8 protein-coding genes and 2 pseudogenes are annotated in these 12,005 nt (G+C 40.0%); 2 read left to right on the top strand and 8 right to left on the bottom strand.

The window, feature by feature from the left end:
• Positions 1-65 precede the first annotated feature (65 nt).
• Complete coding sequence (locus ACX27_RS29620; RefSeq protein ID WP_062297806.1) at positions 66-389, top strand: hypothetical protein; 324 nt, start codon at positions 66-68, stop codon at positions 387-389.
• Between the two features lie 177 nt (positions 390-566).
• Here the strand turns inward: ACX27_RS29620 and ACX27_RS29615 are convergent.
• Positions 567-1,800 (bottom strand): annotated as a pseudogene (locus ACX27_RS29615) (glycosyltransferase family 4 protein).
• Positions 1,801-2,283: 483 nt separating this feature from the next.
• Between ACX27_RS29615 and ACX27_RS29610 the strand changes: the two are divergent.
• Positions 2,284-4,500 carry a family 10 glycosylhydrolase gene (locus ACX27_RS29610; protein ID WP_083468872.1) on the top strand — a complete coding sequence of 739 codons (2,217 nt, stop codon included), beginning with the start codon at positions 2,284-2,286 and terminating at the stop codon, positions 4,498-4,500.
• Between the two features lie 530 nt (positions 4,501-5,030).
• On the opposite strand, the gene arsS is transcribed toward ACX27_RS29610, so the two are convergent.
• The 7 genes and pseudogenes from arsS to ACX27_RS31395 all read right to left on the bottom strand — a co-directional run.
• A complete protein-coding gene (arsS, locus tag ACX27_RS29605) occupies positions 5,031-6,020 on the bottom strand; it encodes an arsenosugar biosynthesis radical SAM (seleno)protein ArsS (RefSeq protein ID WP_062297804.1) in 990 nt (329 codons plus the stop codon).
• Between the two features lie 48 nt (positions 6,021-6,068).
• Positions 6,069-7,028: an inorganic phosphate transporter gene (locus tag ACX27_RS29600; protein ID WP_062297803.1), complete on the bottom strand. Its 960-nt coding sequence runs from the start codon at positions 7,026-7,028 to the stop codon at positions 6,069-6,071.
• 15 nt (positions 7,029-7,043) lie between these two features.
• Entirely contained in the window at positions 7,044-8,012 is a 969-nt protein-coding gene (gene arsM, locus ACX27_RS29595) for an arsenosugar biosynthesis arsenite methyltransferase ArsM (RefSeq protein ID WP_062297801.1), read from the bottom strand.
• Between the two features lie 110 nt (positions 8,013-8,122).
• Complete coding sequence (locus ACX27_RS29590) at positions 8,123-9,130, bottom strand: zinc-dependent alcohol dehydrogenase family protein (protein WP_062297799.1); 1,008 nt, start codon at positions 9,128-9,130, stop codon at positions 8,123-8,125.
• Between the two features lie 231 nt (positions 9,131-9,361).
• On the bottom strand, positions 9,362-10,219 hold the full coding sequence (locus ACX27_RS29585; protein ID WP_062297797.1) for a glycosyltransferase family 2 protein: 858 nt from the start codon (positions 10,217-10,219) through the stop codon (positions 9,362-9,364).
• A gap of 397 nt (positions 10,220-10,616) precedes the next feature.
• Positions 10,617-11,747 (bottom strand): succinylglutamate desuccinylase/aspartoacylase family protein, encoded by a 1,131-nt coding sequence (locus ACX27_RS29580; protein ID WP_062297795.1) that lies wholly within the window; start codon positions 11,745-11,747, stop codon positions 10,617-10,619.
• A gap of 20 nt (positions 11,748-11,767) precedes the next feature.
• Positions 11,768-11,948, bottom strand: a pseudogene (locus ACX27_RS31395) (histidine phosphatase family protein); the annotation flags it as partial.
• Positions 11,949-12,005: the final 57 nt, after the last annotated feature.

The raw sequence follows: 12,005 nt of genomic DNA, 5'->3' as shown, positions 1-12,005 counted from the left end.
AAAAATTTAGGCTTATAGCATAACGCAACATTAACCAGAAATCTAACCAACACTACACCACTGCAATGAACCAATATACTTGTCCTTTACTAGCACTACTTTTAAGTGTAGTTTCTAGCTTTATTTGCATTCCTTGTCGCGCTCAAGTTACCACAGAAGCCAAAGCGACTGAATTAGATAGCAATATTTCATCAGAAAATACATCATTGACGAATAATGAGCGATCGCTAGTCAATAATGCAGATAGTTCTGCAAGTGCTAAATCAACAACTGTATCTGAAAGTGCTGAGAATACAGTTGCAGTAACTAATAACCCTACCAAGCCTCAACCAACATTTCGCGTTCCCATCAACAGTCGAATTTTTGCAGCTCCTTCAATGCAGCAGTAGAATCAAGCCGCAATTTAATTAACTCAAATCCCCGACTTTGTGATCAAGTCGGGGATTTATTTATTCATACATAATTTATACTATGTTGCTTTCAGAAATATTATTACTACTCCCCACTTCCACCACAGGTAGAGACGTTGTATGCAACGTCTCTACCTGTTTGACTGCAACTTGTTATTAAGACTGCTGTAGCAGAACTTGTTCATAACGTTTTCCAGCAATATCCCAGGTGAATTCTGTTTCTACTAATTGTCTACCTTGTTCAGATAATTCTGAACGCAATTGGGGATGATCAAATAATTGACTAATAGCTGTGACATATTCTGCTGGTGTATTAGCTCTCAAAGCGCGTATTGGTTGATCTGCACTATCTACAGCTAATCCTTCCAAGCCGCGATCGCTTGCGACAACAGGTACACCAGCGGCCATTGCTTCCAAAGTTTTATTTTTAATGCCAAAACCAGTGCGGAGCGGGACTACACAAACTGTAGACTGATGTAAATATTCTGCCATTGAAGCCACGCGGCCAGTCACAATCACACCAGGAAGATTATTCAACTCTAAAACTTCTGGAGTTGGTCTAGCACCAACAATACTAAAGGTAGTGTCTGGATAATGTTTTTGTAATTGTGGTAAAACTTCAACAGCAAAAAAAACGCGCTGCATCAATATTATGTGAAGCATCCATAGCTCCCACAAAAATTAATTTATGTCCCCCTGGGTCTTGTTGACGACAGGGAAACAATTCTAAATCAACACCATTGGGAATCACTTTAATTTCCAGATCAGGGCGCAGTTTCAGAAATTCCTGGCGATCGTCTTGGGTTGTCACCACAATGTTAGAAAACTTATTGCAGTAACGCTGTTCGTAGCGTTTGAGAATCAGAGACAAATAAAGGCGATCGCGCGTTGCATTTTGCGCCGCACCCATTTCTAAATGATCACGAATCCAGCCGTAAACAGAACTGTGAACATCAACCACCGTATTTACTAGATGACGATAGTCTGGCTGAATATAAATTTCATTGACACTATGTTCACAAGTAATCACATCACACTTCCCGGCGCGGACATATTCATCGACCCAAGCTTGAATCTCTGGAGAATAGCGATGGAGTACATTTGGCGGTGTCGCTTTGAGTACCGACTCGAAAAACCGGACTGTTTTACCGAATAAACGAGCGATCGCATTTTTTTCTTGGGGTTCCGGCGGTAAAGGAAAAATAAACAATTCACTTACATATTTCCGTAATTCTTCTATCTCGGCTGATGTCGTTTCCTTGTTACTCTGTGTAATTAACGTTATGTCGTGGTTATATTGAAGATATCGCAGTAAATTAAAAGTTCTAATTTCTGTTCCTCCACGACTGGGCGGGTAGGGAAATGTAGACGATAGCATTAATATCCGCATATAATTTTGCTGCTCCTTTTTTGAATAGTAATTTTGATGCAGTTAGGGCGTTAATCGATAATACTTTAACTCTTATTTTGTAAAATGTAAGCTGATTCTACTCTGGTCATAATCATCATTTTATTCAGTCCGTCCCTGGTAAATTTATCAGCTAAAAAAATAAATAATCAACTGCCGATTTTTATTATTTCTTCTAATAAGAATTAAGTTGTTGGGTTTGGCGATTTTACCCCGCTACAGCAATTCCAGATAAGTCGTGAACAAAAAAAACTGTTAACTACGTCAAATGTGCATTAGTTTGACTAGTGCAGTCATTTGACTTTTGCATCAAAGTTAAATTTTATAAATATATAGGTAGTCAGATATGTTAGGACAATTTGAAAGCTGGAATGCTACGAACAGTAAGACTTTTCCTCCTGCCTTCTGCCTCCTGCCTCCTGCCTTCTGCTATAACTTTCATAACTTAAGTACAACTGCTGACTAATGTTGAAATTTTTACAGTACAAAAGCTTACAAATTTATGCTTTGGTCACTAAATTATTGACTACACTTAGGCAATTTTTAAACTGGCGGTTAATACAGCGTTTTCTACCAGTTTTGTTTATCGCCTCATTCAGCATAGCGGTATTTTTAGGCAATTTGACACCGACAGTTGCTCAAATATCTGAGTCACCCCGCCAACAAATTCGCGGGGTTTGGCTGACTAATAACGACTTCGATATTATGAAGTATCAAGCCAAGGTGCAGGATACAATGGCTCAATTGCGGCGGTTGAACTTTAACACAGTCTATCCCGTAGTCTGGAATGATGGTTATACAAAATATCCCAGTGCAGTAGCACAACAACAAGGTATCCCCTTTTTCTTCAAAGGTGCAGAAGGACAAGATATCATTGCTGACATTATTAACCAAGGCCGTCGCCAAGGATTAGTAACTATACCTTGGTTTGAATTTGGGTTCATGGTTCCCTTAACCTCAGAATTAGCATCCGCTCACCCAACTTGGCTGACACAAAAGCAAGATGGAACTCAAACTTCAATTACTGCGGCGGGGGAAGTAGCTTGGTTTAATCCGTTCCATCCCGAAGTCCAAAAATTTATTACTGACCTTGTAGTCGAAATCATTACCAAATACAACGCTGATGGTATTCAATTTGATGACCACATGAGTTTGCCTGTAGATTTTGGTTACGACAGTTACACCATCAAACTATATACCGAAGAAACTGGCAATCCACCTCCACCCAACCCTCAAGCCCAAGCATGGGTGCAATGGCGGGCGGATAAAATTACAGCATTCATGCTCCAACTCCATCAAGCGGTGAAACAAATCAAGCCTAATGCTATTATTTCTGTTTCACCTAATTACTATGATTTTGCTTATAAATTTCAACTGCAAGACTGGCTAAATTGGGTGAGATTGGGTATTGTAGACGAGCTTGTAATGCAAGTTTACCGTAACGAATTAGAAGCTTTTATCAGCCAAATTACTCGCCCAGAAATTATCGAAACACAACAATATATACCTACTGGCATAGGTATTATGACAGGGTTGCGAAATCGCCCAGTTTCTCTACAACAAATTCAGTCTCAAGTCCGGGCGGCTCAACAACGCGGTTTAGGTGCGGTGTTTTTCTACTATGAAAGTCTGTGGGATATTGCACCCGAACCTGTGGCGCAGCGACAAGCTGGATTTTTAGAAATTTTTGCTAACCCTGCTTTGCGGGATACTTCCCAAATTACACGCCGCAAGCCCACTTTTGATACACTATCAGTCCCTTTATATACTAAGGGTTCCGTTAGCCAAGCAAGTCGGGGCTATTTTTTAGAAATATCTGTAGCCAATGGTCGACCGAGACGTGTTTTGTTAGATACAGGTTCAGCAGGTTTAAGAGTCCCTCCAGAATTTTTCGGGAATGCTCCCGTCCGCAAAACAGGTCAAGTTGTCAAGGAAGTATTGAGTGATGGGACAATCTTAGAAGGAGAGTTAGTTTATACCAATTTCCGAATCGGTTTCCTCGCTACTGAAGAACCTGTTCCTGTGCAGGTTGTGACTAGCCGCAAATGTACTGCCCAAAAACCAAATTGTTCGGCGAAAAATAGTACAGGGTTCTCCGGTATTATTGGTGTCAATTACTTTGAACGGACACTTCCTTATAACCCGTTGAGAAAATTACCAGGAAATTTGAGTAACGGAGCGATCGTCACAGGTAATGGTGGTACTAATAATAACGGTAGTCTCACCCTTGGCTTGACCGGAAAAAATCGCGCAGGTTTTAAAATGATTTCCCTCAAGGCGCAACCTGCAATTAATGGCATACCTGGCAACAGATGGGACTCTCGACTTAACGCCGTCTGTTTAACTATCTCTGGCAGTGCGATGAAAAATAGCTGTAACAGCAGAATGGTTACTGACTCTAGAAATACGAATGGTTTTGTTGAATTTAAGTCCCCAAACCTTGCAGGCAAACTTAAACCCGGAAGGTTACGCCCGGAAAATACTGTGAAAATAGTTATCCCTCAAGTTTTGGATTACAGTTTAGTTCCAGGCAACCGTGATGGGTTTAATTTGTGGAATATTGCGATTTCTACCCAAGCTGAACAGCCTGTATTTGTGAACAGTGGTATTGGATTTTTTGATCGATACGATGTCCTTTTTGATTTAATTAATGGACAACAGGGGTTTCGTGTTCGTCGTTAACAGTACTGACGTAAGGGTGTGAAGGTTTTGAACACCTACACCCTGTTTTCACAAACAATCTTTGTGCGTAAGTCCTAATTAGATACCGAAAAGAAAAAAGCCGCTGCAAGTCTAAGTTGCACGGCTTTCGGTGTGGTATGAGGAGCTTAACTAAATCTTATGATACGGTAACTAACTAGTTTGCTGTACGCTCGTAACAATTTTGGTAACAGAAATTTTTAGACAGTACAGACTGATAGCAAGTTTTAGAGACGTTGTATACAAAGTCTCTAACTGTGGTGAGAGTAGAAATACTATTCTCAAAACAACTGAGTATTCATTCACCCATATACTATTTTGAGAAAAAATAAAAACCGTAGAAGAATATAATTTCCTACGGTTTTATAGTGTGGTGTGAGGAGACTTAACTAATCTCATCATATAGCCCATTGGAAGATTATTTACCCATACTTAATAAAATTTGCAGCAAGATTATCGTTTGATGACAAAAACCTAAATTCTTAGGTTTTTTGTGCTTTCTGTAGTTAATTTTAAACTAAAGCTCCACCACAGCTAGAACCACTCCCTGCTGTACAACCATAGCAATAGGCGGCTGTTTGGACTTCAGAAATTAAGTCTAAATTACTAGCTGCTAACAATTGCGCTACTGTTAAGTTTTCCCCGTTGGCATTTTTTGCGGGTAGATTCATCATTTGGTTAAAATCGCAATCATATACATTTCCTAAATAATCAATCGAAAGTTCATTTCGACACATTAAATGCTCAACAGTACTGGCGTTAAAATGGGCTTCTAAAAATTGGAGATAGGGGATGTAGAGTTGTTTACGCTCTAAATACAGCTTAGTTCTACCGACTGGTAAATTTGTGATTGTAAATAAATTATTAAATTTAATATTAAATTTATATTTTAAAAATTTTTTATAATCTTGCTCTAACTGCTGTTGTTCAGGTGCTAAAGCAAATTTTTCACCTATGGGTAACTGAGGATTGTAAACTAAATCTAAAATTAAGTTAGGTTCATGACCATAGCCAACGCGGTTCAGCCACTGCAAAGCTTTGATAGAATCATCAAAAACACCAGCACCGCGCATTTTATCGACATTATCGGCTAAGTAACAAGGTAGAGAAGCAACTATTCTCACTTGATTTTGGGCAAAATATTCTGGTAAATCACCAAAGCCATCGACAAAGTAAATAGTCAAGTTAGAGCGGACGATTACTTGTTTATTAGTTGCTCTAGCTACTTCTACTAATGGTTTAAATCCATAATTCATTTCTGGTGCGCCACCAGTCAAATCAACAATTTCAATTTCGGGAAACTTATGGATTAATTCAATTAATTGCGTGCAAATTTCTGGAGACAGTTCTTCTGTGCGTTTTGGGCTGGCTTCAACATGACAATGGGTGCAAGCAAGGTTGCAACGTTTACCCAGGTTAATTTGCAAAACAGTAATTTGCTTTTTAGTTAACGGTGTATTTAATTTATGGTTAAAGTTAGTAAATTTTGAGGTAGCTTGCATGATTTGATATTCCTAATTTAAACTTCTGACTCCTGAATTTTTACATCTTTAGCCTTGTAATAATCTATAAGCTATACCACTAATAATTGCTGTGGCGGGTACAGTGAAAATCCAAGCAATAATTATCTGCCAGAAAACACGTAAATTTACTTGTTTTGCGGTTAAGCCAGCGCCAACAATAGAACTAACTGCAACATGAGTTGTAGAAATGGGTAAACCAAAACAAGTTGCTGCGATCGCTAAAAATCCGGTCACTAAATTTGCAGACAAACCTTGAGTAGAATCTATAGTAGCAAGTCTTGTACTCATGGTGTCAGCAATTCTCTGAGAGTTGAGTAACCCACCTAATCCCATCGCCATTGCAATGGTTAACATTCCACCTTGAATGGAAAAGTATTCAATAATCAGAATAATAGAAACTAACTTGGGAGTTTGACTGAAACCTCTGGCAAAACTAACAACTGCTGCACTGATAAAATGCAGGGTATCTAAGAGTTTTTGATTAGCTAACAAGTTAAGCTGAGAATTAGTATATGCAAATAATTTATAAATACCTGCTGCTAATAAAATTGCTATCAGGGGACTCAATACTAAAGGCAAGACAAAATATTTGAGTAATACACTAAAATTAACTTTGAGACCGATCGCAACTAATCCCGCCCCTAATAACCCACCTGTTAAACTGTGAGTTGTTGAAATCGGAAATCCTGTCAAAGCCGCCATTAACACTGTGACACCAGTTGCGATCGCCACGGCTAAATGAATTTCTGGCACATTAGCAATTTCATCGGGAAAAATGCCTTGTCCCGAAAAATTTTGGACTAATGTACCAGCCATAAATATCGCAGCAACTGCACCCGCAAAGGTCATAATAGTTGCCCATAAAATCGCCGTTTGGTAGCTAGTTGTTCCACTACCAAATAGCGTTGCTACACCCTTAAAATTATCATTTGCTCCATGAGAATATGCCAGAAATAACGTAGCCAAAAACAAACTAATAATTAACATTTTGGAGTTTATATTTTAACAGCAACCACCACCGTTATAGTGCCAGGTTGAATCAGTAATTATGATTTGCTGCGGCTCTAAAGTCGCCAACTTAGCAGCCGTTTTGTCGCAGACTGCGGCGGGAATCCCACGCTGGAGTAGATGTCCTGCACCATCATCAAACAAAGCTGCTGCACCACTGTAAATGGCTGTTTTGCCAGTAAAAATACAAGCGCCATCTTCTGGAATTGCAACTTTAAAAGCAACCGAATCAAGGCTTTCTAGTAATAGGTTTGCTTCTAAATTATAAGTTTGAGCATCCAGTAAGCGATAAGGGCGACGGGCGCGAATTTCAATTTGTCCGAAGCCAGCATCAATTATGCGCTGAGTATACTCTTCGTAGGTAAGTGCGCCTGACAAACACATAGCGCGTAGTTGCTCATCTTTTTGAAGATGGGTAGGAATTGGGCGGGTTGCAATGGGATCACTCATTTGCAAACGTCCACCAGGTTTCAGCACGCGATATGCTTCTTTTAAAGCTCTGGTTAAATCTTCTGGTTCAAAAATGTTGAACAGGCAATTCTGCGCGACAATATCCACCGAAGCATCAGCTACAGGCAAATTAAAAGCATCGCCTGGGCGAATTTCGACGAAATTAGGATTAAACCAAGAGTTTTCTGTGGCTGCAATTTCGAGATTGCGTGTAGCAGCCTCTCGCATAGCAGCCACAGGTTCAACAGCAATTACCGCACCAGCACGACGAGAAAAATAAGCAAATTGCAACGCTTCTAACCCCCCACCAACACCAACATAAAGCACAGTTGGTTGGTTGATGAGTTCTGTCGGGTGAACCGTTGTACCACAACCATAGTTCATTTCTTGCATCGGCAAAGGAATTTTTAAGCCAGGGAATTGCAAGGGTGAACTTTGGACACAACAAAGTCCGACTGCGGGTGTTTCTGCAACTTCGCGGTAAAATTCTGCTGCTGTTTCTAAATAAGTCATAACAGTCTGGATATTAGGTGTTTTCGGGAATACTCAACTCTGTGCATCCTAATATAACTAAGTATCGCCTAAATGAATTTATCCTGAGAGAGAAAGTATGAAGTGTGAATTTAAATTTCAATGATGACTTTACCAAAGTGGGCGGCAGTTTTGAGATAGCGATAAGCTTCTGGGGCGGCGGTGAATGGAAAAACAGAATCAATTATGGGTAAGATTTGATGGTGAGATATTGCTTGATTCATGATTTCAAACATTTCTCGACTGCCTACATAAATGCCCTGTAGGGTAAGACTTTTAGCTAATATGGGCATAGGATCAATGTCACCACCTCTTGTCAGCACACCGATTAAGCTCACACGCCCGCCAATTCTGGTGGCTTGGAGTGATTGTGGTAAAGTCCCCGCACCTCCCACTTCGATGACGTGATCTACACCAACGCGATTTGTTAACTCGTAAACTTGCCTTTCCCAATTTGGTGTGGTTTTGTAGTTGATAATTTCATCAGCACCTAGTTGTTTGGCGCGTGCTAATTTCTCATCGCTGCTGGAAGTAATGATGACTTTTGCATTGTGGAGTTTGGCAAACTGAAGGGCAAATATCGAAACTCCGCCAGTACCCAGTAATAATATAGTGTGATTGGCGCAGATGTTACCTTTTGTAACCAAAGCGTGCCAAGCGGTGACAGCAGCGCAGGGTAAAGTGGCTGCTTGGGTGTAGGAGAGGTGATCAGGTAAAATTACTAGCCCATCTTGGTCTAGCACAACGTATTCAGCCAGCATTCCGTCAATGCTACCACCTAAATCAGACTTCATTTTCTGTCTGGTTGGGGAGTCGTCAATCCAAGTTTGGAAAAAAATCCCGGCGACGCGATCGCCTGTTTTTACTCTTGTGACACCTTCACCCACGGCGACAACTTCCCCCGCACCATCAGACATCGGAATCAGTGGATATGTCAATTTAGAACCGTAGTTGCCCTCAGTTACTAGCAAGTCACGATAATTTAAAGATGTGGCTCTTACCTTAATGAGAACTTGTCTGGCTGCGGGTTCGGGTTGCGGGCGATCGACTAATTTTAAAGCATCAATGCCGGCATTACTTTGGATTTCGTAAGCTTTCATAAACTTCTGCCATCATCAAAATAGGATTCAGAGGCTGTCTCTAAAGAAATTTAAAAAGAGCAAAGTCAGACAGTCACTCATGCTGAATCATGCCGTAACTTAGAAATTATGTGCAAGTTGACAAGACGTGCCATCTGCAAACCATTGTTGTTACCAAAATGACCATCTAATACCAAGTACGTCCAATAACTCTACTACGTCAGCCCTCTCTCTTCATACTCTTTTTTTGGTTCAGGTATTGAGTTCTTTTACCGATTTATCTGGCTGATAGCGGTCTAACACCGCCTTTGCCTTTGCCAAATCACCATTTTGGGTGTAGAAGTTTGCTAGTTCTAAGTATTCTGGACGCAGACAAGAATCACGGTACTTCGGTTGCAAGCGTTGCAGATATGGATTGCGCTGAAATGCTGCCTCTTTAACGCAGAGAGTTGTTAGTAGCATCGTTTCTGTATTTTGACTTAACTGTTTGCTGTTTTCAGAATGACGACAATAGCGTGCCAGTGGTTCATTTACATAGCCTACTGCCCATTCCTCGACAATCCTTAGCCAAAGGTCATAATCTTCTGAGGAACGCAAACTTTCATCAAAACCACCGAGCTGCTCCCAACATACCCGACGGATGATAATCGTGGGCATGGGAAAAAAGTTGCCATGCAGTAGAGTCAAAGGAGTAACAGTTTGAGGCGGAACAAAACCATTGAGATAGGTTCCTGGCAGTATTCCTGCTTCATTAAAGATCACCATATCGGTGTAGACTAGACCTATACTGGAATCAGTTTCCAATAGAGGAATTTGCTTTTCCAGTTTTTGCGGTTCCCAAAGATCATCATCATCTAAAAAAGCAAGGTACTGCCCTTGAGAAACTCGTATCCCGGCATTTCTCGCTGCTGCTGTTCCCCGATTGTCTTGATGAATGGCAATAACTTGATCCGCATACTGAGCCAGAATTTCTTCAGTGTTGTCAGTAGAGCCATCATTGACTACGATGATTTCGTAATTGCAGTAGGTCTGAGCTAAAACGCTTTCAATTGCTTGACCAACCAGATGCGATCGCTGATAGGTGGGAATAATGACGCTAACTTTTGGCATTCTTTAGACGCTGTTTGTAAATGATTATGAAGTGAGCAAATAAGACTTCACCAGTCGTTTTAACATTAAACGAATTATGACTGTGTTAATTATAGATTCGCTCATTTCGGGTAAAAGTTCATAATCTTTACTCAGGCGACGATATTGGCTGTCTGACTTCGCTCTTTTTACATTTCTTTAGAGACAGCCTCTCAGGAGTCAGTAGCCAGAATTCAGAATTTAATTCTGTCCAAATTGCTAATGAATAAGTGGGTTTAAGACACTCATTAAATCTTTGATTTAGTAGTCTTCAATTAGCGAAAAGCTGCGTGGGCGGACAATGCCCGACTTGAGCAAACTTTTCAAGACAGTGGCGGCTTTGAATTACCCACTAATTGATTCGGACTTCTGCAACAAATTAATAAATAATTCCTAAGACAAATTCTCCTTGATTTACAGCTTGATTGGTCGCCACATCATAAATTAATCCATCGTGTTCAGCATAGATATCAATTAATTTTGGCAATCCACCTGCTTTGTTAAAACTAATAATTTGATAAAGCCTATCTCCGACTTTAACGACACTACCTAATGCGACTCTCGATTGAATCATCCCACCAGCGATCGCATAATATTTAGTTCTGTTACTGCTGTGGAAAACAGCCATAACATGATTTGCTCTAGCTGCGTGGTTTAAGTTAGCAGATTTGAGAATACCTTTCTGGACTAAATAATTTTTTACCCCTTCCATACCTTTAGTAACTGAATGAGGATTTATCTGCATTCCTGCACCTAATTCTAATGTACAAGCTTCAATGTCAAATTGAATTTTTCTGCCTAAACTCGCAAAAATTGCTTCTAATGCTAACCAAGGTTTGATAAATGCTTCATCAAAAGCATCGCCATCATATTTATCTAGTAAAATGCCATAATCGAGGAGAAAATATTCGGCACTATTTTGGCGATCGCGGAAATAATATATATAGTCTAAACCTTGATTTGTGGAACTGTGTAAGTCAATCACGTAATCTGCATCTAAACTCAGGCTTTGCAGTTGATAACTAAATTGATCAGTATAAGGCAAACTACTGGCTGAATGAATACGCTCTAGTATTTTGGCAAATTCCTGTTTAATTCTTAGCAAATAATTTTGGCGAATAGTGTCTTGCTCAAGTTGCAATTGTGATTGAGCAAATTCTGTTAAATCTTCAGCTACTTTTTCATAATCCCAAAAAATCCGGTTCCAGTCTCTAGCTTCGTAAACACAGTGTCTTCCCGGCGAAAAATGTTGTGCGCGTTCATTGGTTCCCATTGGATTACACACTGGAACTAGCCAAATTTCTCCGACTAAATCGGTATCATTGAGAGTCAGGAAAAATTCTATGAGTTGGTGAATAACGGCGTTACCAGAAATTTCTGCACCGTGTAAGTTAGATTGAATGTAGACCTTTTTGCCTGGATGAGCGCCAACAAATTTATAAACTTGTAAAGATAGGCGATCGCCAGAGGCCATTTGCCGTAAAAATATATTTTCAATCTGCGGAATCATGGCATTAAGTTCCAGGTAAACTTTGCAATAGTCTTTGGGGTTTTACTTTCCCACTGATCGTAATTGATTTCTTTTAAACCATCACGTAGTTGTGGTCTCCAAGCCTTCGGGAGTGAGTTCAGAGTTTATGGAACCACAAAAAGCATTATTGTGGCTGCATTCTGTTTGTCCGTGACGGAAAAAGTAAATATATAAGCTCACAGTAAATTCGCGCTCATGTTTTAAAGAGTATTAAATAATGCTTGGTTTATCACTTCT

This window comes from Nostoc piscinale CENA21 (assembly GCF_001298445.1).
GTDB classification, from domain to species: domain Bacteria; phylum Cyanobacteriota; class Cyanobacteriia; order Cyanobacteriales; family Nostocaceae; genus Nostoc_B; species Nostoc_B piscinale_A.
The sequence above is the reverse complement of the archived record's forward strand: the minus strand, read 5'-3'. Positions and strand labels throughout refer to the sequence as shown.

Bases quoted from the DNA above. Each gene is read 5' to 3' on its own strand.
- ACX27_RS29585 (WP_062297797.1), bottom strand. From the start codon at position 10,219: ATGCCAAAAGTTAGCGTCATTATTCCCACCTATCAGCGATCGCATCTG.
- ACX27_RS29590 (WP_062297799.1), bottom strand. From the start codon at position 9,130: ATGAAAGCTTACGAAATCCAAAGTAATGCCGGCATTGATGCTTTAAAA.
- ACX27_RS29620 (WP_062297806.1), top strand. From the start codon at position 66: ATGAACCAATATACTTGTCCTTTACTAGCACTACTTTTAAGTGTAGTT.
- arsM (WP_062297801.1), bottom strand. From the start codon at position 8,012: ATGACTTATTTAGAAACAGCAGCAGAATTTTACCGCGAAGTTGCAGAA.
- ACX27_RS29600 (WP_062297803.1), bottom strand. From the start codon at position 7,028: ATGTTAATTATTAGTTTGTTTTTGGCTACGTTATTTCTGGCATATTCT.
- ACX27_RS29610 (WP_083468872.1), top strand. From the start codon at position 2,284: ATGTTGAAATTTTTACAGTACAAAAGCTTACAAATTTATGCTTTGGTC.
- ACX27_RS29580 (WP_062297795.1), bottom strand. From the start codon at position 11,747: ATGATTCCGCAGATTGAAAATATATTTTTACGGCAAATGGCCTCTGGC.
- arsS (WP_062297804.1), bottom strand. From the start codon at position 6,020: ATGCAAGCTACCTCAAAATTTACTAACTTTAACCATAAATTAAATACA.